Source organism: Haloarcula montana (genome assembly GCF_035666295.1).
Taxonomy (GTDB): Archaea; Halobacteriota; Halobacteria; order Halobacteriales; family Haloarculaceae; genus Haloarcula; species Haloarcula montana.
Genome location: NZ_CP142027.1, coordinates 1,703,379 through 1,727,849 on the forward strand (window position 1 = coordinate 1,703,379; position 24,471 = coordinate 1,727,849).

Here is a 24,471-nt window from a genome sequence, read left to right on the forward strand (position 1 = left end):
TCAGACGCTTTCCTCGCTCCGGAGTTCCCGGCGGACCCCGGGAATCGGGTCGAGCGCGTCGTCGATGTCACCCAGAACGAGCATCGCGTAGTACCGCAGGAACGTCTGTAGCGGTGCTTTGATCATATTCGCGACGACGAGCATCACGAGCAGATAGAGGAGGAGGACGATGGCACCGCCGGCGAATCCGGCGGTCTGGCTGACGGTCAGCAAGCCGAAACCGACGAGTAACCCCACGATGCCGAACGGGATCGCGACGATCAGCGCGGCGACGAGAGCGGCAATAGTTCCGACGATACTCACGCCGATCCCCAGCACGACCGAGAAGAAGACGTACGCGAGGTACTGTTTCGGTTCGGCCCGGAGCGATCCGCCGAGCTGTCTCCAACCGGCCACGAGCCCGTCGCCGCCCTGGATCATCATCGGGACGACGAAGACGTTCGTAAAGCCGTTGATCAGCCCGTAGACCACGACGAGTCCGATCAGCGAGACGGCGACGATACCGAGCGAGCCGAGAAGTACCGACGCACTCGGGTTCTGGAGGTTCCCGCCGGCGACGACGAACACTGCGGCGAGGGCCGCGACCACCAGCGTCAGAAACACCAACCACAGGACGATCCGGAAGCCGAACAGCCACAGGCCGTTGCCCTTGTGACGGCCCAGATACCGCCGGACGTGGATCTCCTGGCTGATCAGCGACTGGGCGAAGGTAAACTCCATGACTGCCCCGAGATACGCGAACAGGAGCGCGACGACGAGGAATCCGACGACCGCCGCGATCAGCACTGCCGCACCGATCTCGTTCGCGAGCGAACTCGGCTCTGCGGGCACCGGTGCGCCGACCTGGAACGCCGGGTTCGGAACCGCCGGCAGCGACTCCAGTGGCGCCGTCAGCGAGAACTCGCCGGCAGACGGGCTTCCGGTCCCGTCCTCGCCGATATTGCCGAGTTGGCCGATGTTTTGGACGCCGCCGGTACCACTGCCACCACCGATGAAAAAGACGACGAGTGCCATCCGGAGCCACTGTCGTAACTCGAAGGGAAACAGGAACGACTTGGTGGCGTCGATCGCCTCGTCGATGTCGTCAACCGCGTGGAGGGTCATAACGTTCGCTGTTGTGACAGCACGGACAGTAAACGTTTGGAACTGTCTCAGTCCCTGAGATCGTCGACTTGCATCAGCGGGTAGTCGCCGTCCAGCGCCATACTCGTCTCGACGGTGACGCCGTCGTATTCGATCACCATTTCGACCTCCAGGAAGCGGCCGGTCAGTTCGGTGTACTCCGCGTCGGCGTCCTCGATCGCCGCCTGTAGCGCTTCGGTTCGGACCGAGACCGTGACCGACTCACAGTAGGGCTGGTTCTCGATGGCGTCCTCCATCGCCCGAGCCAGCGAATCGGCGCTGTCGGGACTGACCGGCGTCCCGGCGAACTGGTGATACAGCGAGCCGAACTTGATGCCGGCTTCGAAACACGCGACCTGTGGCGGCGTCGGGTCCATGGTTCACTGTTCATTCGCCCGGCACATAACCGAACCGCAAGCTACCTATTGTGTGGTACCTATTCATCGGATAACATGGACGAGACGGTTCTGCTCACCGGCGCCGGCGGGGCAGTAGGGGAAGCGATCCTCGAAGGGATCGGGGACGCCTACGACTGGCGACTGCTGTTTCACAATCCCCCGGCTGAGGAGCCAGACCACGAGTACCTTGTCGGCGATGTCGACGACGAAGCGGACGTAAACGCGGCGATGGACGGTGTCGGTGCGGCCATCCACCTCGCCGGTGACCCCCGTCCCGAGGCCCCGTGGCCGTCGGTACTGACCAACAACATCGACGGGACCCAGAAGATGTACGAGGCAGCCGTCGCCGAGGGGGTCGAACGGTTCGTCTTCGCGTCCTCGAACCACGCCGTCGGCGCGTTCGAGACCGACCGCCGCACGCCGGAGATGTACCGTCCGGCGGACGACTTCCTGCTCGACGGGACGGAACTCCCCCGCCCGGGGAACCTCTACGGCGTCTCGAAGGCCACCGGCGAAGTGCTCGGCCGGTACTACCACGACGAGTACGGTCTCGACGTCTGTAACATCCGGATCGGCAACCTCACGCGTGGCCATCCGCCGCTCGATTACGAGCGCGGCCAGGCGATGTGGCTCTCCTACCGTGACTGTGCGCACATCCACGACTGTGCGCTGCGGGCCGACTACGACTACGAGATCGTCTACGGAATCTCCGACAACGACCGGAAGTACTACTCCCTCGAGCGCGCGAAGGATGCCCTCGGGTACGAGCCACGGGACAACTCCGCACACTTCCAGGGCGAGGACCGGGTCGTCGAACCCGACCTCTGATCAGTCGAACAGCCCCGCCACGTCGTCGTCTTTCTGCCGCTCTCGTCGGACGTGATCACCAAGCCGCTGGAAGACCACCGGCCGCTGCTCGCGCTCGCGAACGAACGAGAACACCAGTCCGACGAACCGGCCGTCTTCTCGATCGTCGAGTTCGTCTCGTGCGTACTCGACGGCCTGTTCGAGGAGACCCTCGTCGTAGCCGTCGGCCGCTGCAAGCACCGTCGTGGCGATCGCCGTCGCCTCGAAGTCGAGGTCGTCGTACCCGATGACAGCGCCTTCGTGAGTCAGTCGCGGTGGCTCGGCCCAGTCGACGGCTTCCGGGTCGGCGGCCACACGGGCGAGAAATTGACGGACCGGTTCCAGATCGACGCCTCGGTAGTCGGCCGGTAGTTCCGCCAAGTACTCGTCGGCGCTCTCGGCGAGGCCCCCTGCGCCCGACCAGTTCCCGCTGCGACCGTGGTGGACGACGGCAGTAAACTGGATGAGTCCGTGGAGGAATCGCTCGTCCTCGCCCGCCGAGAGCGCCAGCCACCGGTCCTCCCAGGCGTCGTGGGCAGCGTGGTACCGGCCGGCGTTGTAGACGGCGATGCCGGCACGGAGGTGGGGACGCATAGCGGCCTTTGGCGGCCATCGGGCAAAAGGCTCCGGTCCGCCTGTCATGTACCTGCTCGAACCGTCGACAGTCGTCTCCACGGTCGACAGCGTCAGCGCCGCTCGGCGAATCCGACGCCGCCGAACTGTCGAGCCCAGGTTCGGTCCGGTGCCTTCCAGAGGAGCCCCGCTTCGTTGTCGGCCGGCCGCGGAAACGTCGCCAACGAACCGTCTGGAACGGACTGGTCGGCCGCTACCTCGCCCGCGAGTTCGTGCCAGGGGTCCGCTTGCCCGCCGTGCAATACGAAGAGGTTCCGCGCTGTCGGCGCGCGCTCGGCACTCCCCTCGTATCGTACGCCGACCGTCCCTTCGGGTACCGGATTCGACTCGTCGTACGGGTTGTACGAGACCGGTCCGCCGTTGACGTACGGGACATCGGGCACCTCCTGAACGTCGCCGTCCGTCTCGCCGACTTTCGAGACGGAGTCGCCTGTGACGGCCATCACGGGCATCCGGTTCCGGGCCGACGAGTTGAGCGCCAGCGGGGCGTCGGCCTCGACACAGTCACCGATCTCGATCACGTCTTGATTGATCTGCTCGTCGGCATAGCGGGCGATCAACTCCAGTTTCTGGCCGCTGCCGTCGCTGACGAGGACGCCCAGTCCCAGGTGTTTCACGACGGTTCCCCGGACGGCATAGCTCGTCTCACCGATCCGCCAGCCACCGTCCTGTGGTGTTCCGTAGTCACTCGGGAGACTGGCGATCTCGTCCGCGCCGGGACTGCACGCGGTTCCGCCCCCCAGGCAGCCACTCGCCGCCGCGATACCGGCCGAAACAGCCGTCAGCGCGTCACGTCGTTCCATCGTCTTTCGGGTCCTACGACCAGTGTGGGTATAATACCTATATACTAATGTCGGAATAAAACACTTCGTTAGCAGCGATACACCGTGGCGTTCGATCGGTCGATCACCGATCTCACGGACCGCTCGCTGTCGCTCGTGGTGTTGTGCTGCAGAGAAACGTCCGGACGGAGTTCCACGCGAGCGTGGAGCACGGCCGGTCGTGAACGCAGTGAACGTCCGGACGGAGATTTGAACTCCGGTCCCTGGCTCCGCAAGCCAAGAGGATAGTCCACTACCCTACCCGGACTCGTATGAGAGGACGGTGGTGGTACTCAAAAGGGTGACGGTTCGCTTAGGCCCACGAGACGGGGACACACGACACTCCAACGCGAGTTTCAGCGAACACAAGGGCCTTTATTTCGTGCGTGCTCTGAGAGTATATGGATCGCCGCACGATGCTCCGGTGTCTCGGCACTGTGGGTGTCTCCCTCGCCGGTGGCTGTCTCGCCGGTGGGCCGGCCGACGACACGCCGACAGCGACGACCGACCGCTCGGTCGTCGTCGAGACCGTCGATTTCTCCGTTCTGGGCCGGATCGATGGCCAGCAACGGGACACGGCGACGGTCTCGACCGACGACTCGACCGTCAGCGTTACCGGAACTATTTGGGGCCGAAACGGCTGCCGGACGGCACAGCTCTCGGGGGCGACCTACGACCAGGACTCCGGAGAGCTGACCGTCGCAGTCGAGACGGCAAACCGGACCGCCGAGACGGATGTCGCCTGCACCCAGGCCATCGTCGAGATCGAGTACCGGGCAGTCGTCTCGCTGTCTCATGGGCTCCCCGATACCGTCGTGGTCACCCACGACCACGGCGACGGGCCACAGGAAGTCACGCGTACGAGCGACCAGTAACAGCCTGCCCACCGATCGATTCCGACGCCGACGTTTATATGCGGTGGCGGGACCAACCCCGACGATGCGCTCGAACGCGACAGAACCGACAGAGAACGGTACGATGGCCGGCCAACGACAACGCTTAAGCGCGGTCCATCCCTGCGTCCCATAGATACGATGGGCGCGATAGAGGAGATCTACGCGGACGTCGAGGCCGACGTTTCCGAGGAGAAGTTCCGGGAGGCCGTCGAGCAGAAGGTCGAGCAGATGGGGGGGCTCGCCGACGAGGAGACGGCCGCGATGCTCATCGCTCACGAACTCAGTGAGGGCGAGGTCAACGCCGTCGCCGACATTGAACCCGGTATGGAGGAAGTGAAGTTCCTCGCGAAGGTCATGTCGGTCGGCGAGTTGCGCACGTTCGAACGCGACGGTGAGGACGAGGACGGGCGCGTGATCAACGTCGACGTCGCCGACGAGACCGACAGCGTCCGCCTGGCCTTCTGGGACGAACAGGCCGTCTCGATCGACGAGGGACAACTGGCGGTCGGCGACGTCCTCCGGATCAAGGGTCGACCGAAGGACGGCTACAACGGTCTGGAGGTCTCGGTCGACAAGGCCGAACCCGACGACGAAGCCACCATCGATGTCGACCCCGCCGGCGGGTCGACCATCGACTCGCTGACGCTCGGGCAGGGCGATGTCACGCTCCGCGGGCTGGTGCTGGATACGGACTCGATCAGAACCTTCGACCGGGACGACGGCAGCGAGGGCCGCGTCGCGAACCTCACGCTGGGCGACGAGACCGGACGCGTCCGGGTGACGCTGTGGGACGACCGCGCGGACCGCGCCGAGGAGCTCTCCGCGGGGACCGCCGTCGAAGTCGTTGACGGCTACGTCCGCGAGCGCGAGGGCTCGCTCGAACTCCACGTCGGGGACGGCGGTGCGGTCGACGAGATCGACGAGTCGGTCGCGTTCGAGCCCGAGGCCGATGACATCGTCGACGTCCAGATCGGCGAGACGGTCGACATCGCCGGCGTCGTCCGATCGGCGGACCCGAAACGGACTTTCGATCGGGACGACGGCGGTGAGGGACAGGTCCGGAACATCCGCGTCCAGGACGGCACGGGCGATATCCGAATCGCACTGTGGGGTGAGAAAGCCGACAAGGAGATCGGGCCGGGAGACGAGGTGCTCGCCGCCGATGTCGAGATCCAGGACGGCTGGAAAGACGACAAGGAAGCCTCCGCGAACTGGGCGTCGACAGTCGTCGTCCTCGAAGACACCGTCGACGTGACCAGCTCAGCGGGTGGCGACGAGGAGAACGCGGGACTGGGACAGTTCGCCGACGGGGAGGCGGGCAAAGACACCCCAGCGTCGGGAACCGAAGCCGAGTCCGATTCCGCGTCCGTGGCCGATACGTCGGCCGACGGTGGCGCGGTCACCGGCCAGCAGATCGAGTTCACCGGCACGGTCGTCCAGACAGGCAACCCGATCATCTTAGACGACGGGACGGAGACTCGGACCGTCGAGACAGACGAGCGGGTTCAACTCGGTCAGGAAGTCACCGTCCGGGGACACTCGACCGACGAGGACCGCATCGACGCAGACGACGTGTTCTGACCGCCGGTTCTGTCAGCCGTTCACGCCACCTGATAGCCCAGTCTCCACTCGACGGCTCTGCGCCGACCAACGCCGCTACGGAAACCCTTAAGACCGCAACACTCCCGAATGTGGGTATGAGTGTCGAGCTACCGTTCGCGCCGGTCGACGCCGTTATCCGGCGAAACGCGGACGGGCTGCGAGTGAGCGCCGAGGCGGCCGAGGAACTGGCGCGCAGGATCCAGACACGTGGGTCGTCGCTTGCGGTCGATGCGGCCACCGAGGCGACCACGGACGGGCGAAAAACGCTGATGCCCGAGGACTTCGGCGTCGATCAGATCCCCGACAAGGACGCGCTCGAACTACCAGTGGCACCGGTCGACCGTATCGCTCGGCTCGATATCGACGACGATTACCGGGTGTCGATGGACGCACGCGTCGCGTTGGCCGAGCTTCTGGAGGCGTTCGCCGACGACACGGCGACCGCCGCCGCGACGCTCGCCCGACATGCCGGCCGACGGACGATCAAAGGCGAGGACATCGAGGCGTACTTCGAACTCGCGCAGTACTACTGACCCTGAATGAACTTCGGCTACCGCGAGGTCTGTCTCGACCACGACACCGGCCCGCGCCATCCCGAGAGTCCCGACCGACTCCGGGCGGTGCGCCGTGCGCTCAAGGACCGCCACGGCGTCGAGTACGTCGCTGCCAACGACGCGGACACGGACCTCGTCAGGAGCGTCCACGACAGCGATTACATCGACGAGTTCCGGGCCTTCTGTGACGACGGTGGGGGAAACTGGGACGCCGACACTGTCGCCGTCGAGGCGACCTGGAGTGCGGCGCTGGCGTCGGCCGGCACCGCAGTGTGGGCCGCCGAGGCCGCACTCGGTGGGCTCGACGGCCGTGACACCCCCTTCGGGCTCGGTCGGCCACCGGGCCACCACGCGGTCGAGGACGACGCGATGGGGTTTTGTTTCATCAACAACGTTGCGGTCGCCGCACAGGCCGCCCTGGAACGCGAGGCCGACCGGGTCGCTGTCTTCGACTGGGACGTCCACCACGGCAACGGTACCCAGGACATCTTCTACGACCGTGGGGACGTCTTCTACGCTTCGATCCACGAGGACGGGCTCTATCCCGGAACCGGTGGTATCGAGGAGACCGGCGCCGGTGACGGCGAGGGGACGACCCTCAACGTCAAGTACGAACCCGGTGCCGACACGACGGATTACCTGGCGGCGATCGACGACTGTATCGCGCCGGCGATCGCCGACTACGATCCCGATCTGTTGCTCATCAGCGCCGGCTTCGACGCCCACGAACACGACCCTATCTCGCGGATGCGGGTCACGACGGAGGGGTACGGCGCGATGACCCAGCGGATGCGGACCTTGGCCGACGACTGTGGTGCCGGCCTCGGGTTCGTGCTAGAGGGCGGCTACGGGCTGGACACGCTCGCGGACTCGATCACGACCGTCCACGAGGTGTTCGACGGGTACGAACCCGTCATCGCAGACGGCGAGGTCGACGAGGACGCCCGCACTGTCCTGGACGAACTGGCCGCTCAGGGCTTCGGATCGAAGTAACGAGCCAGGTCGACGCCGAAGGCCGGGACGAGTGTCGTGAGTTCTCCGCCGACGAGACAGTCGTAGCCGTCGTCGAGTGCCGACTCGATATGCGGACCCAAGCGCACGTCGAAGACGGCGTCGCTGTCGAGGAAGTCGGCGGCAGTCGTAAACTCCCGCTCACGTTCGACGACGTATCGGTCGCCGTCGACGAACGGGCCGGCAACGTCGGCGTCGACGTAGGACTCGTAGAACCCCGCTGCGTGCTGGCGGACGTGGACCGGCGGCCCCTCGTGGCGCTCGACTGCCGGCCGCCCGGCAACGGCTAGTTCAACGAGTAGTACCGACCGCTCGTCGGCGAAGGCTGCCGACCGGAACACGTCGAATCCCCGCCGTTCCAGTTGTTCCGTCAGTCCGGTCAGGGACTTCTCCAGTTGTGGCCAGAGTTGGTCCGCGACGATGTCGGGCGTCTCGAATCGGAGGGCGACCGGCGTCGTCCCGCGGCGCTCGATGGCTGCCTGGGTGTCGGCGGCGTCGTATGGCTCGGGTTCGCTGGCGGTAAACAGCGCCTCGCGTGGGTCCCCGAGCAGGTCCCGAGCGTAGTGCTGGAGTCGGGCGACGTTCCGCGCCGAGCAGACCGCCGCGACGTTGCGGTCGGGATCGGTCGGGTCGACGACCACGAGCGGGTCGTCGAACGTCGCCTCGGCGTGGTCCTCGGGATCGAACTCGACCGGCGGCTGCCAGTCGGCCGCGGCCTCGAGGAACGCCCGGAAACTCCCGTACTCGACGATCAGAAGCTCCGTCAGGTAGCCCGAGAAGCCACGCGTCCGGAGGTCGCTCCCGTAGACGCCGACGCCTTTCAGGAACTGTTTTGTGACCCGGACTTCGCCGGCCAGACGGTCGTCGAGTCGGCTCTCCAGATACCGGGTGTGGAATGGCGTGCGGTCGACGGCCGATTGGATCGCGGTCGCGTCGGCGACGTCGTAACAGGGGACCAGGTCGACGGTATAGCCCTCGATCTCGCCGACGACGTAGGGGTGTTCGGCGTACTCCTCGCGACCCTCGGGCAACACCGCGTGACCGACCTCCAGGCCGTACGACTCCAGCGTCTCGCGGTCCAGCTCCGGGGGGAAACAGACGAACACGTCGATGTCCCTGTCCCCGGCGGTCCAGGTTCCCCGGGCGGTCGAGCCGACCTGGACGATCTCGGCCGTAACCGGGAGCGTCGCGACAGCATCGGCTGCCCGTCGTCGGACTTCGCTGGCCGCCCGCTGGAGGCGGGTGCGCTCGTCGTCGTCGGGTGAAACCCGCTCGCGGACCCGCTCGACGACGGTGTCGAACTCGTCGCTCATGTCCCGCGGTACTCACAGAGTGCGTGAAAGCGTGTCGATGCGGGCCGGAAACGAAAGTCCTAATTACCAACTCCAGCAATCATCGGGTGCGGAAAGCCGCCGTAGCTCAGTTGGTAGAGCACCTGGTTGTTACCCAGGTTGTCCCAGGTTCGAGCCCTGGCGGTGGCGCTTCTCTCGATTCGATGCCCGGCGAGCGATGCCAGGGTGGTCCCTCGCCTGCCACGGAGCCTCGCACAGGCCACCCGGGCGGACCTCCAGTGACCGGCCGTCCGGTCTAAATTGATACTTGGGGAAAAATCATTACGGTTCGCCCGAACCGTCTAGTGTGAACCAGGATGGCGCGTAGACTCCGCTGGCTCGCGGTCGGCGTGCTCCTGTTGGGGATCATGCTGATCGGCGTCGGCGGCCTACTGACGACTGCACAGTTCCTCCAGCTGGCTCCCATCCCCGATGACGGGTTGGCAGCCGTGTTCCTGATGGTGCTCGTGAGTGTCATGGGCGGGGTCATCGTTTACCGACGCGTTCTCGATTGATCCGCTTGCCGGACGCTTCCGTCTCGCTGTTGCTTCTCACGGCCGTTTCTCGCGGAAGCGAACGAGGGATTTGAACCGAGTGGAGACGTGCTCGCTTCGCTGCGCGCGACTCCCCGGGTTCAAATCTCTCGCTGCCGGTTCACGTCACGCCCTCGCTGTCGCTCGGCAGTTCGTTGCACGGGCGGCGAGGGATTTGAACCCCCGACCATCTGGTCCGGAACCAGGCGTTCTGTCCGCTGAACTAGCCGCCCTCGATACGCCGTACTGGATAGCTCGTCTTAACGGTTGTGAACGTCGGTAGTCAGGGGGACTCGCCGGTCTCGATGCTGAACTCCGCGGTGGGGTAGGCGACACAGGTCAGGCAGTAGCCCTCGTCCATGTCGTCGTCCATCAGCGAGTCGTTCTGACTGTGACGGATGTACTCCTCGGCGGGGCCGTCCTGGATGTGACCGGCACAGGAGATACACTGGCCCTGCCGGCAGGCGTAGGGGAGGTCCCAGCCTTCCTCCTCGCCGGCGTCGAGGATGGTCTCGTTGTTGGCGACCTCGATGGTCTCGCCTTCCTTCTCGAACTCGATTTCGTAGTACTCGACCTCGTCGTCGGCGATGTCGTCCGGGTCGAAACCGGCGTCTTCCTCCTCTTCCTCGCCTTCACTGAGTTCGCCGGCCTCGCCGGCGGGGATCGCTGCGGCACCGCCGCCGCCGATCGACCGGTTGTACGGTTCGGGGAAGTCCGTCTCCGGAACTGTGGCAGCGCGCTGTTCGAGGACCTCCTGGGAGATGTCCTCCGGGGCCTCCCACCCGGTCCCTTTCGCGTAGTGAAGGGCCACTACGATGAGAGTGAGGGCGGCCCCCGCGCCGATACCTACGAGTTCAACCATGTGCGCGCCTATGGAGTACTGATTTAATTAGCTGTTGTTTCAGCGCCCGTACCGACACCGCAGAATGACGGGCGGTTCTACCACGTCCGGGGTGCCGCGGGGGGACCGACGACCGGAGTCCAGCCGTGGATCGCGGTCACCACGGCGCCGGGAGTATTACCGCCGCGGCACGTCGTGGCGACCGAACCCGTACCGGAGCCGACTCGCCAGCCGCCGCGAGAACCGCCCGTCGTCGGCCCGCGAGCCGAACCGTTCGGCCAGCGCCTGGTAGATCAACGGTACCGGAATCTCCTGTTCGAGGGCTTCCTGGACGGTCCAGGTGCCGGTCGAGCCGCCCTCGACACGGTCGGCGACGTCGCCCAGATCGTTCCCCTCCTCGCGGAACGCTTCCTCACACAGTTCCAGGAGCCACGAGCGGATGACGGCGCCGTTGTTCCAGGTGCGCGCGACGGCCTCCAGATCGAGGTCGTAGCGGCCGTTCGCGAGCAGTTCGAACCCTTCGCCGTAGGCCTGCATCAGCGCGTACTCGACGCCGTTGTGGACCATCTTGACGTAGTGTCCGGAGCCGGCCGGTCCCATCCGGTCGTGGCCGTCGGGGCCGGTGGCGACGGCGTCGAAGACCGGCGTGAGTTCCTCGTAGGCCCACTCGGGGCCGCCGACCATCAGCGAAAAGCCCAGTTCGGCCCCTGCGGGGCCACCGGAGGTTCCACAGTCCAGGTACGCGGCGTCGGTCGACTCCGCACGGCGGACCGAGTCCTCGAAGTAGGAGTTGCCGCCGTCGACGATCACGTCGTCGCCGTCGACCACGCCGTCGAGTTCGTCGAGTGCGGCGTCGACCGGGTCGCCGGCCGGCACCATCAGCCAGATACGTTTCTCCTCGCCGAGGCTCTCCGCGAGGTCGGCGATACTGTCGGCCGGGCGTGCCCCGGCGTCGGCGGCGTCCGCGACTGCTTCCTCGTCGATATCGAAGACGACCACGTCGTGGCCGTCGTCGAGGACGCGGTCGACGACGATCCGGCCCATCCGTCCGAGTCCGATGACGCCAAGTTCCATACCGGCAGGTCTACGAGCGGGCAGGTAGGGGTTCCGGTTCCGACCGTGGTCAGGGGACGAACCAGATCCCCTGCTCGCGGTCGAACCAGGCACCGACGACGACGTGTGGCAGGGCGATGATCGAGACGAAGACGCTCCAGAAGGCGACCCCGCCCACCAGCGGTGAGGCCGTCCCCAGCGGGTTCGGCGCGAACCGGTACAGCAGGCCCGCGATGGCGAAGGTCAGGACGGCCCCGGCCAGCAGGAGTCCCCAGGTGACCAGCGCGATCCGCTGTGGCTCCTCGAACTCCAGCAAGTCCGGGCCGCCGGTCCCGCGTCGGCTGTCGAGCGCGATGTCGCGGCCCACCTGCCGTGTCGAGTACCACAGCGGGAAGTACAGCCCGACGGCGACGACCACCGGCACGACGGCGAAATACGCGCCCAGCAGCGCCGTCTCGCCGGCGTCGGCCAGCCAGGACTGCCCGCCGCCACGGACGTACCCAAGGCCGACGTGTGTCACCGCCGCCAGTGCCCACCCGCCGCCGACGAGCCAGCGCGTCGTCCCGAAGTAGGCGGCGTAGCCGGCCAGCGCGCCGGGATCGAAGATCGCGACCATGTAGTGGCTGAAGGCCTCGAAGACGCCGGGCCAGAAGAATATCGGCACTGCCATCACCGCACCGCCCCGGACAGCGACCGCGAGCGCCCGCTGGAACCGGGTGTCGAGGTGATCGGTTCCGGTCGTCGCGTCGAGCACCCGCAGTCCGCCGTGACCACCTTTCACCACCGCGACGCCGATGGCCAGTGCGAGCCCAGTAACCGGGGCGACCACGAACAGGGCGACGAACGCGGCGACGAGCGCGAGATACAGTCCGAGATAGCGCCACCGGAAGGCGAGTCGACGCCGCCGGAGGTTCGCGAAGTGTTCGTAGCCGCCGTGGGGGAGATTCAACGCGACCATCCCGAACAGATAGATCCCGGCCTGTGTCGGCAGCGACAGCGAGACCCCGGCCAGCCGCAGGGCACCGAAAGCGAGTGCCACCGCAACCAGCGCCACCCGCGAGATAGTCAGCGGACGGTTCGTCGACTCGAAGGCGCCCAAGACCGGACGAACACGGGTCGGGACGGCCGTACTCATATCGGGCCGTTAGGACTGGACCGGGGTCAGACAGGGGCCGTGAAACTGTGGTGGTTTTTGCCGATCTGGTTAGTAAGCACTCACTCAGTTTTATGTACCTCCAGTCGGTAGTCGTCGTATGGAGACGAACGACGACATCGCGACCGGCGGTCTGGTCACTGGCACCCTCTCCCTGTTGATCCTGCTCGTCGGCGTCGGCGGTCTCGCGCTCGGAGTTTCCTGGGCGTGGATCGCCTTCCCGATCGGGTACGGTGGGGTGCTCCCGCTGACGCTGGGCGTGTTGCGAGCGCGGTCGGCGGCCGGCGACCGATCCGCCGAGACGCAGCCGACTGAGTCGACTCCGGTCGCGACGCTTCGTGAGCGATACGCCCGCGGTGAGATCGACGAATCGGAGTTCGAACGCCGCGTCGAAGGGTTGTTGGAGACCGAATCGTGAGCGGCCGGCTCGGACCCCCGACGACCCGGGCGCGGACGCCCCCGTTTCGGGTGGAACCGACTGTCGGGACGGTACGTTTTCCACGGCAGGGCGCGTGGACGTTGGCATGGACGAACGCATCCGTGAACACGCACGGGTTCTGGTCGACTGGAGCGCCCGCATCGACCCCGGCGACGACGTCGTCGTCCGGGTCGACGAGGGTGCCCACGATCTGGCGGTCGCCGTCGCCGAACGACTGGGTGAGTGCGGCGCGAACCTGCTCACGGTCTACGACAGCGACGAGATCACTCGCGCGTATCTGCGGGCCTACGACGGCGAGTTCACGACCGATCCGGAGTACGCGCTAGCACTGTACGAACGGGCCGACAGCGTCCTGTCGCTGTCGGGATCGAACAACACCGCCGGCAGCGCAGACGTTCCCGGGGACCGACGGCAGGCCTACGCCAAGGCCCGCGCGGGCATCCGAGAGGCCCGACTGGACACCGACTGGGTATCGACCCAGCATCCAACGCGGGCCATGGCCCAGCAGGCCGGCATGGCCTACGAAGCCTACGAGGACTTCGTCTACGACGCGACCCTTCGCGACTGGGAGGCTCTGGCCGAGGAACAGGCCCGCCTCACGGAGGTCCTTGACGACGGCAGCGAGGTCCAACTGGTCGCCGACGGAACCGACCTCACCATGTCCATCGCCGACCGGATCGCGGTCAACTCGGCGGCGAGCGTGGCGTACGATTCGCATAACCTCCCCTCCGGTGAGGTGTTCACCGCACCCGAGGCCACCGAGGGAGTCGTCACCTTCGACGTGCCCATGACCGTCCAGGGCAGGCGCGTCCGGAACGTCGAACTGATCTTCGAGGACGGCGTCGTCGTCGACTGGAACGCCGAACAGGGGGCGGCCGTGATCGAGGAGGTGCTCTCGACGGACGAGGGCGCGCGCAGACTCGGCGAACTGGGGATCGGCATGAACCGCGGCGTCGACCGCGTCACCGACAACATCCTCTTCGACGAGAAGATGGGCGGGACCGTCCATCTGGCGCTGGGGCGGGCTTACGACGCCTGTCTCCCCGACGGTGTGGCCGGCAACGACAGCGCGGTCCACGAGGATCTTATCACGACGATGGGTGACGGCTCTCGACTCGAAGTCGACGGTGAGGTCGTCCAGCGTGACGGCCTGTTCCGGTGGGAAGAGGGGTTCGGGGCGTAACCCGACTCCGCCGTCCAGACAAGGGATCACAGGCCGGCGACTCGTCGAGACGGCCGGTGACTGTCCACGCTGATCGGTCGGCCCCGGTGATACTCACCGCCTAACGATACTCCGGGGGGTGGTGCGTCTACGCGATATCCCGGATGGACGACACCGTCTCGACCGCTCGATCGATCGCCACGCTGGTCCGCGAGAGCGAACTCTCGTTTCTGGCCGGTAGCATCGCCTTTTTCGCCTTCTTCTCTCTCGTCCCGTCGCTGTTGCTCCTGGTGGCGCTCGGATCGTTGGTCGGGGGCGAGCAGTTCGTTACGAGGATAGTGCGGCTCTTCGAAACATCACTCTCGGCGGGGGGTGGTGCGGTCATCGGGGAGGCACTCGCCGACCCGACCGGGCAGGTGGGCGCTTCGATCGTCGGGGTCGTCGGGCTCTTCTGGAGTGCGCTCAAGGTGTTTCGAGCGATCGACCTGGCGTTCGACCGGATCTATACGACGGACAAGTCGACGTCGCTGCCACAGCAGCTCCGGGACGCGACGGTGGTCGTGGTCTCGATCGGCGGCGGTATCATCCTATTACTTATCGTTCAGATAACGCTCGTTCGGCTGGACACCGGTTTCGCCCCGTACAGCAGTCTGCTCGGTGTCCCGGTTCTGCTCGTGGGGTTGCTGATCGTCCTGGCGCCGCTGTACTACGTCATGCCGCCGGTCCGTCTTTCCGTCCGGCAGGTGGTTCCGGGGACGATCACGGCCGTCGTGGGCCTGATCGCGTTACAGCAGGTGTTTCACGTCTATGCCTCGTTCGCTGGTCAGTACCGAGCGTACGGCTTCATCGGGGCGGTGTTGCTGTTCTTGCTGTGGCTCTACGTTGGCGCACTCGTGCTCCTGTTGGGTGCCGTCGTGAACGTCGCAGTCGCTAGATGACCCGCTCTCTCCCGCGCGGTGCCAGTGGGGGCCGACGGTTGGCAATCGATACGACTCGCGTCTCCGGAGCCCAGAGACGCTCAGATCTGGAGGAACTGGGTCACCAGCCACTTCGTGAACGTCCCCGTGATGGCGCCGATCCAGCTGAGGATGACGAAGTGCATGAAGGTGTTCGCCTTGTGGCCGCCGTCGACGGTCCGGATCATCAGACTGGACAGCATCGCCGAGAACATGATGATGATGACCAGCAGGAACTCGATCAGCGGGATGTTGTAGACGCTGGTGTTGATGAGCGAGTTGACGTCCAGCCGGCTTCCGGCGTTGAGATCCAGCGACATCTGTGCCAGGATGTTGACGACCTGCAGGCCGATGAAGAAGGCGAACGTCGAGGCCGCCGTGATCCCGTACAGTAGCCCGATCAGCGTCGTCGCGGCCTGCTTTCGTTTCTGGCGCAACTGGAGCACTTCGTTCATGTTCTCGGCGATGAGCTCACCGAGCTGTTTGGGCGAGCCACCCATCTCGCGACCGATGAGGTACATCTCCGAGAACGTCTGGATGAGATACGACCGACAGTCGGCGGTGAAGTACCGCCAGGCTGCCGTCGGCTCGATGCGCATGTTCAGCCGCTTGTAGAGGTCGTTGATGTTCTGGGTCAGCGGGCCGAAGTCCTTCTTGCGTAGCGTCCGCAACACCTGTCCGGTCGTCGACTGCTTGGCTCCCTCGGTGGCCCCGAGCGCCCGGATGAAACTGGGGAACTCCTGGTCGCGGGCCTTGATCTTCTGTTCTTCCTGCCGGAAGACGATCCCGGGAATGATCATCGGCGTGATCGGGACGGCCGCGTAGAACGGCAGTGGGACCTGCGGGAACATGAAGAGGAGGTCGTTGAGTCCGATCGGCGAGATGCCGGTCATCCCGCCCAGCGAGAGACAGAGCAGCAGCATCGATAGCCCGACGCCGACGTACATCGACCGATCGAGTTTCGCTTTGATCGGCGAGGGGTATTCGACCGGGTGGAACCACACCGGGTCGTAGGGTGCCATCGATCGGATCGCCAGGAAGAAGCCCGACTGGACGAACACGAACATCACGATGACGGCGCTGACGGTCATCGTCGGATTGGTGCCCGTCAGCACCGGCAGAACGACCGCGAACACCAGCGCGAACGTCATCGAGAGGATCATCGACAGGTAGAGGTCTTTCATGACCTCCAGGCTGTCCAGCGAACTCCGGTAGACGGTGGTGTAGTGCTGGATGATCTGTTCTTGCTCCGAGAGGAGGTAGTCCTCCAGGGACTGGCCGGCACCGAGCGTGTAGGCCAACCGGTCCAGGAAATCGGCAACGGCGTCGCTTGGCACCTCTTTGGCCCGGCGCCGACAGGCGTCGTCGAGACTCTGGTTCCAGGTGTCGACCAACTGGACGATACGGTGCATCTCCATGGCGAGTTCGCCGTACTCGTCTTCCTCGGCCAGGGTGCGAAACACCTCCATCCGGTCGATCTTCGTCGTCGCCAGCACCGTCATGTGCGTGACCATCAGGTGAAACCGGTTGTTGAGTTCGCTTTTCCGCTGGCTCAACAGGATCTTCGGGTAAAACACCGCCGACGCGAGCACGAGAAGGCCAAGCAGCGGGATCGGCGCGCGGATGGTAAGCGGGACCGGCAACAGGAGACCCGCACCGATCGTGATGAGAAAGAACACGATCGACGGGACGAGGATGTAGGTGAGATACCGTTCCAGAGGGATCTCCATCTGGCGATAGGACTCCGCCAGTCCCTGGACGAGTTCGGTGATCGTGAGGTCCAGTCCCTCGGCTTCGCTCTGGGCCATGTCAGTCGGGTCGGGTCATGTTGAAGGGGATCCCCTCGATGCCGTCGCGCTGGAAGTCGCTGATGAAGTCGTTGACCTCGTGGTAGCCGGTGATCCCCTCCTGGATCGCACGCCTGATGATGTCGGCCCGGAACTCCAGGTCGTCGTAGATGTCACGCGTGTCCTCGTATCCGAGCAGCGTCGCGATCTGCTCTTCCAGCACGAAGGAGTTGTTCATCCCCTGGAAGACGATCTCGTCCTCGACGGGGTCCCAGTTGAACACCTGCCGGGTGACGACACCGTCCATCTCCTTGGAGTACCCCTCGATCTCCTGGACGGAAGTGACACGGCGGAGGACGTCGTCGCCCTGCTTGACGCGGTTCTGGAACAGCGCCACGTCGGCCACGTCCATGAACGTCTCGGGGACGTTGATGGGTTCGCCAGTAAAGCGCTGGATCATCGAGACGATGTCGCTGGCGTGGAAGGTCAGCATGACCGGGTGACCGGTCTGGGCGGCCTGGAAGGCCATCCGCCCCTCCTCGCCACGGACCTCGCCCACGATGATGTAGTCGGGGCGGGACCGCAGCGCGGCTGCGACCAGGTCGAACATGTCGATGCTGGTCCCCTCGTCCTCGCCCTCACGGGTGAGCAGTTGCTGCCAGGTGTTGTGTGGCGGGAGCACCTCTGCGGTGTCCTCCGCGGTGTAGATCTTGGCGTCGTCGGGGATGAAGGAGGTGATGGCGTTCAGCGTCGTCGTCTTCCCGGACGCCGTCTCCCCGACGACGAAGACGGTCTGTTCGTTCTCCAGACAGAGCCAGAGATACGCCGCCAGTTCCGGCGAGAGGGTCATCCACTTCGTGATCTGGAAGATCGACAGGGGCACCTCGTCGCCCTGGCGGATGGTCAGCGAGGGGCCTTTCAGCGAGACGTCGTCGGAGTAGATGAGGTTCAGACGCGAGCCGTCGGGCAGCGTCGAGTCGACGATCGGATCGGAGTCGGAGACGGGATCGCCCATCCGCTCGCCCATGTTTCTGAGCCACTGGTCGAAGGCCTCCTCTGACTCCCACTCGACGGTCGTCTCCAGCATGCCGTAGACGCCGTGGTCGACGTGACACTCGCTGCGGCCGATGACGTGGATGTCCTCGTTGGCCGGGTCACGCATCACCGGTTCGAGCGGTCCGAGGCCGACGATGTCGCGGTTGAGCCGGTAGAGGATGTTCTCGTAGGTCGACTGGGTGACCTCGACGCTGCCGACGCTCGTGAGGTTCGACAGCCGCGTGAGCACCCCGTCGTTACCGTCCTCGTTTTTGACTGTCGTCGTCTCCTGGAGCAGTTCCTCGATCCGGTCGTCGTACTGGGCCTCGCTCTCGGGCGCGGGCTTGTTGACGCTTTTCTCCAGGAGGCGGTTGCGGACTTTCCCGAAGACGACCTGTTCGTCTTCGTCGAGTTCCGGCTCGATGGCGTAGTATTTCTTGTCCTGACCCACGTCACCGTACACGTGACAGAAGATGGGGCCACCGACGGGATAGAGGACGTTCGGCCGGTCGGACTCGTAGTCGCCGTCGGCCTCGTCGATGAGCATGGGGAACTCCCCGGTGATCTGTTTGAACTTCTTCAGGTGGTCACGCAGGTGTGGTCGCCGTGCGGCCATCTGTCGCAGTTCGTCGGATGGTTTGGCTCGTCCGTGGTCTGTCATTATGCAACACTCCTGGATTCGATGACGATGCCGGTTCCCGACCGCACCGAGAACCCGATGGTATCACCGACCTGTTCGCCCATCCCCGCGAACCTGAGGACGTTGATCTGTCGGCGCACGTCGTTGCCGACCTCGATCATCTCCAGTTCGATGAACACGTCGGCGATGGCCCGGAACGGGCCGATCGCTTCCTCGTCCAGCGTCGAGGGGTCGACGGTCAACATCACACATTTGCCCTGGGAGATCACGTCCCGGAAATAGGAGATGACCTCCAGAGCGGCCTGGCGTTCCTCGTTCTGCCGGACCAGCGCCTCGAACTTGGGGTCGTTCCGGAGGATGGCGTCGAACGTGTCGATGATGATGACGTCGCTGTTCCACATCACGTCGGCCTCCATCAGCCGCTTGAGCAGTTCCTTGCGGTCCTCTTCCTCCTGGTTGTTGCCGGTCAGGGCGTTCGACTCCCCGATATCGGCGTGCAGGAAGAGGATGTTCTCGTCCAAGATGTGATCGACCATCCCGTAGGACAGCGAATGCATCTGATCGAGGAAGCTCCCGACGGTCAGCTCCGTCGAGAGGTAGGTCACGTCGATCCCTTCCTCACAGAGGCCGTAGGCGAACCGCTGGCTCATCGCCGATTTCCCGGCCCCGTAATCACCCTCGACGAGGATGATACTCCCGGGCGGGATACCACCGCCCAGTTCCTTGTTCAGTCGGTCGTGATCGTCCAGTCCGAGCGAGAACAGATCGTTGCTTGCGAGACTCATGAGCGGAACTCGAACACCTCCTCGTCGCCGTTGACGATGACCTTGACGCGGTGGTCACCGCTGGCCTGCCAGTTGGCCAGTGCCGCGGTCGAAATCTCCAGGCGGACCACGTCCCCTTGGTTCCAGGAGAGCCCGCCGTCCGGCAGCAGCGTCACCGTGTAGACGGTCGCGAACTCCCCGTCGACGAACACGTCGAGTTCGCCCGGATCAGCCGCTAATCCCTCCGAACCGGTGTTTTTGACGTGGAGCGTGATGTTCTGGTTGCCGTCGCTGTCGTAGATCGCGTCGGACCCGCTATCCGAGATGATCTCGATGTCGGTCCGGACGTCGCTGCTGACGTCTAAGCCCTGCTCGGAGACGGCACTACTCAACTGTCCGACGGTATCGGTGAACACGCCGGCGACGCTGGCGGCGATCATCATCGAGGCGATGAAGATGATCAGATGCGAGACCGACACGCTCGCCATCTCAGCTCACCACCGTCGTCTGTTCGGTCGCGGCCACGCCGGGTCCGGTGACGAGTTTGACCCGCCCCGGGTCGGACGAGACTCCGGTCGCGCTGATCGTCAGCGTCTCGCCGGGGAGCCAGAGGTCCGTCGTCGTCGAGCCGTCGACTTCCGTCCCGTAGCCGCTCAGATACTGATTGTCGGCCAGTATGTCGACGGCCTCGACCGACAGTTCCGTCGCACCGGTGTTGTCGACGGTGACCTCCAGTGACGCTGCGGTGCTGTTGTACACCGCTGTCTGGATCTCGATGGCGGTGTTTTGTTGTTCGAGGGTCCGGTCGGCGCTGGCCTCCCGGGCGTCGTTGACGGTCTCGAAACTGTTGGCCGACGCAGTGTAGAACATCCCGAAGCCGATGAACGCGGCCACGAAGATGAGCGCTGCCGAGCCACTAACGCTGAAGCCCATCGGAACCACCTCCACGGACGAGCTTCGAGAGCGCGACGCCCTCGGCCCCGCTGTCACCGTCGAGCTGTGCGATGTAGGTCAGGCTCTCGGTGTGGTGGTCGATCGTCAGTGGCTCGCCGCTGTCGTCGATGTCGTCGAACCCTTGGAGGTAGGTCCGCAGGTCCGCCGCGACGGCGGCGTCGATCCAGTCGATGGTCTCGTAGTAGTCGATCGCCCTGGTCGCCTCGCGGTACCCCGACTCGCTGACCAGGAACTCCAACCACTCGACGATGATGAGTTCCGACCCGAAGCCGTCGGGGAGGGTCGACAGGTACGGCTTTCCGCTGCCGTCGGCCGAATCGTCCTCGCTTTGGGCCTCCGTCTCGGATTCGGTCGAGGCCGTCTCCGCCTGGGCCGGTTCAGACTCGGGGTCGGGCTCCGGTTCGGGTTCCGGCTCCGGCTCGGCTTCGGTCGTCGTCTCCACCGCCTCGGCTTCTGTCGTCGACTCTTCCGGCTCGTCGTCCTCGATGACCTCGTCGAAGAGGTCGTCGTCTTCGAGGCTCTCCTCGTCCACCTCCATTCCGTCGTCGTCCGGTTCGAGCATGCCGTCGTCCATCGAATCGTCGGCCAGCATCTCGTCGTCCATCTCGTCGTCGAACAACTCCTCGCCGTCGTCGCCGGCGTCCGGCTCCTCACCGTCCGCCCAGTCGGCGTCACCGGACTCGTACTCGTCTTTCAACTCGGCGAAGGACTTGCCGCCGTCACCGCCGTCGTCCCCGTCGTCCGCTTCCATGCTGTCGTCTGCCTCTAGTCCGTCGTCCATGCTCATGTCATCGTCCATCTCCATGCCGTCGTCGAACTCCTCGTCGAACGTTCCGCCGTCGTCACCGAAGTCGTCCCCGCCCTCCTCGGGAAACATATCGTCGACGTCGTCGCCGCCACCCATTCCCATATCGCCGCCGTCGTCCTCGACGAGGTCCTCGTCGAAGAACCCCTCGGCGTCGGCGTTAGCGATGTCGTCGTCGAGTTCAGCTTCGTCCTCTCCGCCGTCGTCGTCGTCGTCGAACAGGCCGAACGAGCCGCCGCCGTCCATTCCGCCGCCCATCCCGGCGTCGACATCGTCGGCGAAGGGGTTGACACCACGCGTGACCATCTCGTAGATATCGAGTAGTTTCCGGACGTTTTCCTCGACCTCCTCGACGGATTCGGAGATACTCTCGTTCTCGGTCCGGACGGTGTTGACCGTCGAGGAGAGGCTCCCGACCTCGTTTTCGAGTTCGTCCAACCGGTGTTCGAGTTCGTCAGTATCCGGGCCGGTGGCGTCTTCCATATCGCCGAACTCGTCGTCACCGAACCCACCCATCTCGTCGTCCTCGTCCTCGAAACCACCTAACCCGCCGAGATCGTCGTCGCCGCCGCCCTCCTCGGCCATCAGCCCGCCGCCGTCGGCCATCCCGTCATCGTCGTCGCCGTCGTCGTCGTCGCTCCCGTCGTCCGACAGGATCGAGTCGAACATGTTCTTGATGCTCATGCCGACCAGCCCGCCGGACAGGAGCACCACCAGCGCTGGCGCGGCGAGATCCGCGAGCGCCGCGACGAGAGCGGGACTATTCATTCTCTCTGAAAGATGGCCTCAGATACCCTTCAATATTCCGTCTAGCCTATCACAAGTGATAACTCTGGAGTTACTAGAGTCGAAACAATCTAAATTCAATATTATTGTATTCGTATAAATCACCTCACCTCTGTTTCTGTTGGAGATGTCTGTGTTTCGAGCGGTTACCGAGCGCGCTTCCGTCTGCCGGTTGGCTGCCACCTGTCAGACACGAATCCGACAGAAAACGTGAAAACCCTTCGACAGTTCTCAAAACTTACAGCGTCGTCGATTCCGTGTTCGCGCTCTTGACCACGAGGTCGCCGCTGTCGGCTTTCAACTGGATCGATCGACCGTGGTCACCGCCGATGTCTTCACCGATGATCGGGATGTCGTACTCGTCGAGAGTCGCCCGTACCTGCTTTGCGTTCCGAGAGCCGATCGAGGAGCCGTTCTCCGAAAAGTCGAGCATATCGCTCCCGCCGGCGATCTTCGCTTGTATCGAAGCGATGTCCGCGCCGGCCTGTTCGAGCGCGTCGACGAGAACTTCCACCCCGGTATCGGCGAACTTTGCACTGGCGCCTCCCTCGACGTCCTCCGCGGTCGGGAGCATCACATGGACGAGCCCGGCGGCGCCCGAACTCTCGTCGTACAGCGCTACCCCGATACACGAGCCGAGGCCACTGGTCGTCAGTATTGCGGCGTCTGTCGTCACTTTGTACTCCGCGATGCCGACTTTGATCCGTTCCGGCGCACTCTTCTTCGTTCCGTTCGTCTGGCTCCCGTCGTAGACTTTCATTATTCGAATATCTGTTCCACGCTTGCGTCCGTTTCGTCGGCTCTTTCGACATCCAGATCCTCCAGTGCCTCTCGTAGTTCTTTCTCGTTGGGGAGTGCGTGAATCTCCGCAGCGAAGTCGACGTCGGGCGTGTGCATCTCCGAATCGATGATGAACGCGTGTTCCTGGTGCTGACCGACCTGTGCTGCCAGGGGATCGACGATCGCCTGCCCCATGTCGTGGACGAGACGGGGTGGCGTGTGGTCGACGGAGGTCTGGAGAACGTTCGCCCAGCCATCGACGAATCCGCTAGTCATGATGTTCCCCAGTTCCTCGATAGCGGCCTTGTGTTGGTCGGTCAACTCGTCGCTGTCCATCTCGACGGGCATCATCGCCTCCGCGACGGTGACCGCCGACGCCTCGTCGAACAACACCAGCAAGTAACCGCTGGGGACCCCGGTGAACTCAACGACCGTCCCGACGTAGGTGTCGGTCCCGATCTGTTTGGGCACGTCGGTGATCGGGGCGAAACTGATCTGTGTCACTTCCGCCTCGGTCTCGATCCCGGTCATCATCTCGACGTTACTGGCGGCCTGTTCGGTTCCGCTCTCGGTCATCTCGTTGAACGTCTCCAACTTGTCGATCGGAATGGCGTCGCCGTCGGTGTCGGCGTTCGACATCATCGTCTCCGTGAGCGACTCGTACTCGGGGAGCATGTAGATGTAGAAGTTCACCGACTCGCTGACCCACTCGATCTCGGATTTGAAAACGAACACCTGGTCGTGGGCGTCGTGCTCGGGCGCTTCCGGCAACACGTCGGCCCCCGATTTCTCGATGTAGACGGGCGGCGAGTGATCGATCGTCGCACCGAGATAGTCGGCCCAGCCGTCGATGAACCCGCTCATCATGATGTTGCCGATCTCCTCGACGCCGCTCTGTGCCATCGCGTCGTCGCTTGCGCCACCGGGAACGAGCGCCTCGACCATGGTGTCGGCGGAGTCGGCGTCGAACGCGAGGACCGTCTCTCCCTCCATGACACCGTCGAAGTCGAACTGAACGCCCACGAAATCCGTTCCTTTCAGCTCCTCGCCCACGTCGGCCCGCGGGACGAGCGTGATCTTCGTCACGTCGACGCTCGCGTCGATGCCGGTCATCTGTGCCATCGACGCCGTCGCTTGCTGCGCCCCCTCGTGTGCGAGTTGGTTGAAGGTACCGAGCGACTGGATATCGACGTTCATCTATGACGGGACGACGTCCTCGATTGCCTCCATCACGCTCGGTTTCTGGAACGGTTTGGTGATGTAGCCGTCGGCACCAGCCTTGACGGCCTCTTTCATCTTCTCTTCCTGGCCGACGCTCGTACACATGATCACGTTGGCCTCGGGGTTCGACGTCTTGATCTCGTCGGTGGCTTCGATCCCGTCCCGGATCGGCATGACGATGTCCATCATCACCAGATCCGGGGTCTCCTCTTTGTACACTTCGACAGCTTCGACACCGTTTTCGACCTCGCCAACGATGTCGTGGTCTTCCTCCAGAATCTCACGCAGGAGGTTACGCATAAATTCCGAGTCGTCGGCTATCAGTACGTCTGGCATGACTTATCGAAC

Annotated in this window: 26 protein-coding genes and 3 tRNA genes; 10 read left to right on the forward strand and 19 right to left on the reverse strand. The window is 64.5% G+C overall.

Translation table 11 applies throughout. The features are described 5' to 3' along the window. Complete coding sequence (locus VJ109_RS08870) at positions 1 to 1,104, reverse strand: DUF7544 domain-containing protein (protein WP_324756084.1); 1,104 nt, start codon at positions 1,102 to 1,104, stop codon at positions 1 to 3. A gap of 47 nt (positions 1,105 to 1,151) precedes the next feature. Then, entirely contained in the window at positions 1,152 to 1,499 is a 348-nt protein-coding gene (locus tag VJ109_RS08875) for a dihydroneopterin aldolase family protein (RefSeq protein WP_324756086.1), read from the reverse strand. A gap of 75 nt (positions 1,500 to 1,574) precedes the next feature. Here VJ109_RS08875 and azf point away from each other — a divergent pair, with 75 nt between their 5' ends. Then, positions 1,575 to 2,348: an NAD-dependent glucose-6-phosphate dehydrogenase Azf gene (azf, locus tag VJ109_RS08880; RefSeq protein WP_324756088.1), complete on the forward strand. Its 774-nt coding sequence runs from the start codon at positions 1,575 to 1,577 to the stop codon at positions 2,346 to 2,348. Here azf and VJ109_RS08885 read toward each other — a convergent pair whose 3' ends face one another. The 3 genes from VJ109_RS08885 to VJ109_RS08895 all read right to left on the reverse strand — a co-directional run bounded on the left by VJ109_RS08885 (position 2,349) and on the right by VJ109_RS08895 (position 4,088). Beyond that, entirely contained in the window at positions 2,349 to 2,960 is a 612-nt protein-coding gene (locus VJ109_RS08885) for a DUF309 domain-containing protein (RefSeq protein ID WP_324756090.1), read from the reverse strand. 92 nt (positions 2,961 to 3,052) lie between these two features. After that, a complete protein-coding gene (locus tag VJ109_RS08890) occupies positions 3,053 to 3,802 on the reverse strand; it encodes a hypothetical protein (protein ID WP_324756091.1) in 750 nt (249 codons plus the stop codon). Positions 3,803 to 4,015: 213 nt separating this feature from the next. Continuing rightward, a tRNA-Arg gene (locus VJ109_RS08895) sits at positions 4,016 to 4,088 on the reverse strand. A gap of 133 nt (positions 4,089 to 4,221) precedes the next feature. Between VJ109_RS08895 and VJ109_RS08900 the strand changes: the two genes are divergently transcribed. The 4 genes from VJ109_RS08900 to VJ109_RS08915 all read left to right on the forward strand — a co-directional run bounded on the left by VJ109_RS08900 (position 4,222) and on the right by VJ109_RS08915 (position 7,865). Further along, on the forward strand, positions 4,222 to 4,695 hold the full coding sequence (locus VJ109_RS08900; RefSeq protein WP_324756092.1) for a hypothetical protein: 474 nt from the start codon (positions 4,222 to 4,224) through the stop codon (positions 4,693 to 4,695). Between the two features lie 159 nt (positions 4,696 to 4,854). Continuing rightward, positions 4,855 to 6,297, forward strand: a complete 1,443-nt coding sequence (locus VJ109_RS08905) for a single-stranded DNA binding protein (RefSeq protein ID WP_324756094.1) — start codon at positions 4,855 to 4,857, stop codon at positions 6,295 to 6,297. A 116-nt stretch (positions 6,298 to 6,413) separates the two neighbouring features. Next, a complete protein-coding gene (locus tag VJ109_RS08910; protein ID WP_276178315.1) occupies positions 6,414 to 6,851 on the forward strand; it encodes a histone in 438 nt (145 codons plus the stop codon). Positions 6,852 to 6,857: 6 nt separating this feature from the next. Further along, positions 6,858 to 7,865 (forward strand): histone deacetylase family protein, encoded by a 1,008-nt coding sequence (locus VJ109_RS08915; protein ID WP_324756097.1) that lies wholly within the window; start codon positions 6,858 to 6,860, stop codon positions 7,863 to 7,865. On the opposite strand, the gene cca is transcribed toward VJ109_RS08915, so the two are convergent. After that, positions 7,844 to 9,196, reverse strand: a complete 1,353-nt coding sequence (cca, locus tag VJ109_RS08920; protein WP_324756098.1) for a CCA tRNA nucleotidyltransferase — start codon at positions 9,194 to 9,196, stop codon at positions 7,844 to 7,846. The genes VJ109_RS08915 and cca overlap by 22 nt on opposite strands. Before the next feature lie 95 nt (positions 9,197 to 9,291). On the opposite strand from cca, the gene VJ109_RS08925 reads away from it, so the two are divergent. Then, positions 9,292 to 9,364 (forward strand) — tRNA-Asn (locus VJ109_RS08925). Positions 9,365 to 9,531: 167 nt separating this feature from the next. After that, positions 9,532 to 9,729, forward strand: coding sequence for a hypothetical protein (locus tag VJ109_RS08930; protein WP_324756099.1), 198 nt, complete (start codon positions 9,532 to 9,534; stop codon positions 9,727 to 9,729). A 178-nt stretch (positions 9,730 to 9,907) separates the two neighbouring features. Here VJ109_RS08930 and VJ109_RS08935 read toward each other — a convergent pair. The 4 genes from VJ109_RS08935 to VJ109_RS08950 all read right to left on the reverse strand — a co-directional run bounded on the left by VJ109_RS08935 (position 9,908) and on the right by VJ109_RS08950 (position 12,776). After that, positions 9,908 to 9,980 (reverse strand) — tRNA-Arg (locus VJ109_RS08935). Between the two features lie 50 nt (positions 9,981 to 10,030). Next, positions 10,031 to 10,609, reverse strand: a complete 579-nt coding sequence (locus VJ109_RS08940; protein WP_324756100.1) for a 2Fe-2S iron-sulfur cluster-binding protein — start codon at positions 10,607 to 10,609, stop codon at positions 10,031 to 10,033. A gap of 156 nt (positions 10,610 to 10,765) precedes the next feature. Then, positions 10,766 to 11,662 carry a phosphogluconate dehydrogenase (NAD(+)-dependent, decarboxylating) gene (gene gnd, locus VJ109_RS08945; protein WP_324756102.1) on the reverse strand — a complete coding sequence of 299 codons (897 nt, stop codon included), beginning with the start codon at positions 11,660 to 11,662 and terminating at the stop codon, positions 10,766 to 10,768. A 49-nt stretch (positions 11,663 to 11,711) separates the two neighbouring features. Continuing rightward, positions 11,712 to 12,776, reverse strand: coding sequence for a Brp/Blh family beta-carotene 15,15'-dioxygenase (locus VJ109_RS08950; RefSeq protein WP_324756104.1), 1,065 nt, complete (start codon positions 12,774 to 12,776; stop codon positions 11,712 to 11,714). A 118-nt stretch (positions 12,777 to 12,894) separates the two neighbouring features. Between VJ109_RS08950 and VJ109_RS08955 the strand changes: the two genes are divergently transcribed. From VJ109_RS08955 to VJ109_RS08965, 3 genes are all read left to right on the forward strand, one after another. Beyond that, positions 12,895 to 13,212, forward strand: coding sequence for an SHOCT domain-containing protein (locus tag VJ109_RS08955; protein WP_324756106.1), 318 nt, complete (start codon positions 12,895 to 12,897; stop codon positions 13,210 to 13,212). Positions 13,213 to 13,318: 106 nt separating this feature from the next. Next, a complete protein-coding gene (locus tag VJ109_RS08960; protein ID WP_324756108.1) occupies positions 13,319 to 14,416 on the forward strand; it encodes an aminopeptidase in 1,098 nt (365 codons plus the stop codon). Between the two features lie 143 nt (positions 14,417 to 14,559). Next, the gene (locus VJ109_RS08965) at positions 14,560 to 15,333 is read left to right on the forward strand and encodes a YihY/virulence factor BrkB family protein (protein WP_324756110.1); all 774 of its coding nucleotides are present in this window, start codon (positions 14,560 to 14,562) and stop codon (positions 15,331 to 15,333) included. An 80-nt stretch (positions 15,334 to 15,413) separates the two neighbouring features. Here the strand turns inward: VJ109_RS08965 and arlJ are convergent, their stop codons facing one another. The 9 genes from arlJ to cheY form a co-directional block, all read right to left on the reverse strand. Continuing rightward, entirely contained in the window at positions 15,414 to 17,159 is a 1,746-nt protein-coding gene (gene arlJ, locus VJ109_RS08970) for an archaellar assembly protein ArlJ/FlaJ (RefSeq protein ID WP_324756112.1), read from the reverse strand. Position 17,160: 1 nt separating this feature from the next. Beyond that, complete coding sequence (gene flaI, locus VJ109_RS08975; RefSeq protein WP_324756114.1) at positions 17,161 to 18,834, reverse strand: archaellum flagellar ATPase motor FlaI; 1,674 nt, start codon at positions 18,832 to 18,834, stop codon at positions 17,161 to 17,163. Next, positions 18,834 to 19,598: an archaellum protein ArlH gene (arlH, locus tag VJ109_RS08980; RefSeq protein WP_276178293.1), complete on the reverse strand. Its 765-nt coding sequence runs from the start codon at positions 19,596 to 19,598 to the stop codon at positions 18,834 to 18,836. The genes flaI and arlH overlap by 1 nt, the downstream gene beginning before the upstream one ends. Then, positions 19,595 to 20,065: an archaellum stator protein ArlG gene (gene arlG, locus VJ109_RS08985; RefSeq protein ID WP_324756115.1), complete on the reverse strand. Its 471-nt coding sequence runs from the start codon at positions 20,063 to 20,065 to the stop codon at positions 19,595 to 19,597. The genes arlH and arlG overlap by 4 nt, the downstream gene beginning before the upstream one ends. A 1-nt stretch (position 20,066) precedes the next feature. Beyond that, on the reverse strand, positions 20,067 to 20,510 hold the full coding sequence (arlF, locus tag VJ109_RS08990; RefSeq protein ID WP_324756117.1) for an archaellum stator protein ArlF: 444 nt from the start codon (positions 20,508 to 20,510) through the stop codon (positions 20,067 to 20,069). After that, positions 20,494 to 22,104, reverse strand: coding sequence for a FlaD/FlaE family flagellar protein (locus VJ109_RS08995; RefSeq protein WP_324756119.1), 1,611 nt, complete (start codon positions 22,102 to 22,104; stop codon positions 20,494 to 20,496). Before VJ109_RS08995 ends, arlF begins: the two co-directional genes overlap by 17 nt. A 256-nt stretch (positions 22,105 to 22,360) precedes the next feature. Continuing rightward, positions 22,361 to 22,882, reverse strand: a complete 522-nt coding sequence (locus VJ109_RS09000) for a chemotaxis protein CheD (RefSeq protein ID WP_324756121.1) — start codon at positions 22,880 to 22,882, stop codon at positions 22,361 to 22,363. Beyond that, a complete protein-coding gene (locus tag VJ109_RS09005; RefSeq protein ID WP_324756123.1) occupies positions 22,882 to 24,099 on the reverse strand; it encodes a chemotaxis protein CheC in 1,218 nt (405 codons plus the stop codon). The genes VJ109_RS09000 and VJ109_RS09005 overlap by 1 nt, the downstream gene beginning before the upstream one ends. Then, positions 24,100 to 24,459 carry a chemotaxis protein CheY gene (cheY, locus tag VJ109_RS09010; protein WP_276178281.1) on the reverse strand — a complete coding sequence of 120 codons (360 nt, stop codon included), beginning with the start codon at positions 24,457 to 24,459 and terminating at the stop codon, positions 24,100 to 24,102. Positions 24,460 to 24,471: the final 12 nt, after the last annotated feature.

Bases quoted from the DNA above. Each gene is read 5' to 3' on its own strand.
- arlG (WP_324756115.1), bottom strand. From the start codon at position 20,065: ATGGCGAGCGTGTCGGTCTCGCATCTGATCATCTTCATCGCCTCGATG.
- arlJ (WP_324756112.1), bottom strand. From the start codon at position 17,159: ATGGCCCAGAGCGAAGCCGAGGGACTGGACCTCACGATCACCGAACTC.
- arlH (WP_276178293.1), bottom strand. From the start codon at position 19,598: ATGAGTCTCGCAAGCAACGATCTGTTCTCGCTCGGACTGGACGATCAC.
- VJ109_RS08915 (WP_324756097.1), top strand. From the start codon at position 6,858: ATGAACTTCGGCTACCGCGAGGTCTGTCTCGACCACGACACCGGCCCG.
- VJ109_RS08870 (WP_324756084.1), bottom strand. From the start codon at position 1,104: ATGACCCTCCACGCGGTTGACGACATCGACGAGGCGATCGACGCCACC.
- VJ109_RS08910 (WP_276178315.1), top strand. From the start codon at position 6,414: ATGAGTGTCGAGCTACCGTTCGCGCCGGTCGACGCCGTTATCCGGCGA.
- cca (WP_324756098.1), bottom strand. From the start codon at position 9,196: ATGAGCGACGAGTTCGACACCGTCGTCGAGCGGGTCCGCGAGCGGGTT.
- VJ109_RS08955 (WP_324756106.1), top strand. From the start codon at position 12,895: ATGGAGACGAACGACGACATCGCGACCGGCGGTCTGGTCACTGGCACC.
- VJ109_RS08950 (WP_324756104.1), bottom strand. From the start codon at position 12,776: ATGAGTACGGCCGTCCCGACCCGTGTTCGTCCGGTCTTGGGCGCCTTC.
- VJ109_RS08940 (WP_324756100.1), bottom strand. From the start codon at position 10,609: ATGGTTGAACTCGTAGGTATCGGCGCGGGGGCCGCCCTCACTCTCATC.
- arlF (WP_324756117.1), bottom strand. From the start codon at position 20,510: ATGGGCTTCAGCGTTAGTGGCTCGGCAGCGCTCATCTTCGTGGCCGCG.
- VJ109_RS08900 (WP_324756092.1), top strand. From the start codon at position 4,222: ATGGATCGCCGCACGATGCTCCGGTGTCTCGGCACTGTGGGTGTCTCC.
- VJ109_RS09000 (WP_324756121.1), bottom strand. From the start codon at position 22,882: ATGAAAGTCTACGACGGGAGCCAGACGAACGGAACGAAGAAGAGTGCG.
- flaI (WP_324756114.1), bottom strand. From the start codon at position 18,834: ATGACAGACCACGGACGAGCCAAACCATCCGACGAACTGCGACAGATG.
- VJ109_RS08965 (WP_324756110.1), top strand. From the start codon at position 14,560: ATGGACGACACCGTCTCGACCGCTCGATCGATCGCCACGCTGGTCCGC.
- azf (WP_324756088.1), top strand. From the start codon at position 1,575: ATGGACGAGACGGTTCTGCTCACCGGCGCCGGCGGGGCAGTAGGGGAA.
- VJ109_RS08995 (WP_324756119.1), bottom strand. From the start codon at position 22,104: ATGAATAGTCCCGCTCTCGTCGCGGCGCTCGCGGATCTCGCCGCGCCA.
- gnd (WP_324756102.1), bottom strand. From the start codon at position 11,662: ATGGAACTTGGCGTCATCGGACTCGGACGGATGGGCCGGATCGTCGTC.
- VJ109_RS08885 (WP_324756090.1), bottom strand. From the start codon at position 2,960: ATGCGTCCCCACCTCCGTGCCGGCATCGCCGTCTACAACGCCGGCCGG.
- VJ109_RS08890 (WP_324756091.1), bottom strand. From the start codon at position 3,802: ATGGAACGACGTGACGCGCTGACGGCTGTTTCGGCCGGTATCGCGGCG.
- VJ109_RS08960 (WP_324756108.1), top strand. From the start codon at position 13,319: ATGGACGAACGCATCCGTGAACACGCACGGGTTCTGGTCGACTGGAGC.
- cheY (WP_276178281.1), bottom strand. From the start codon at position 24,459: ATGCCAGACGTACTGATAGCCGACGACTCGGAATTTATGCGTAACCTC.
- VJ109_RS08875 (WP_324756086.1), bottom strand. From the start codon at position 1,499: ATGGACCCGACGCCGCCACAGGTCGCGTGTTTCGAAGCCGGCATCAAG.
- VJ109_RS09005 (WP_324756123.1), bottom strand. From the start codon at position 24,099: ATGAACGTCGATATCCAGTCGCTCGGTACCTTCAACCAACTCGCACAC.
- VJ109_RS08930 (WP_324756099.1), top strand. From the start codon at position 9,532: ATGGCGCGTAGACTCCGCTGGCTCGCGGTCGGCGTGCTCCTGTTGGGG.
- VJ109_RS08905 (WP_324756094.1), top strand. From the start codon at position 4,855: ATGGGCGCGATAGAGGAGATCTACGCGGACGTCGAGGCCGACGTTTCC.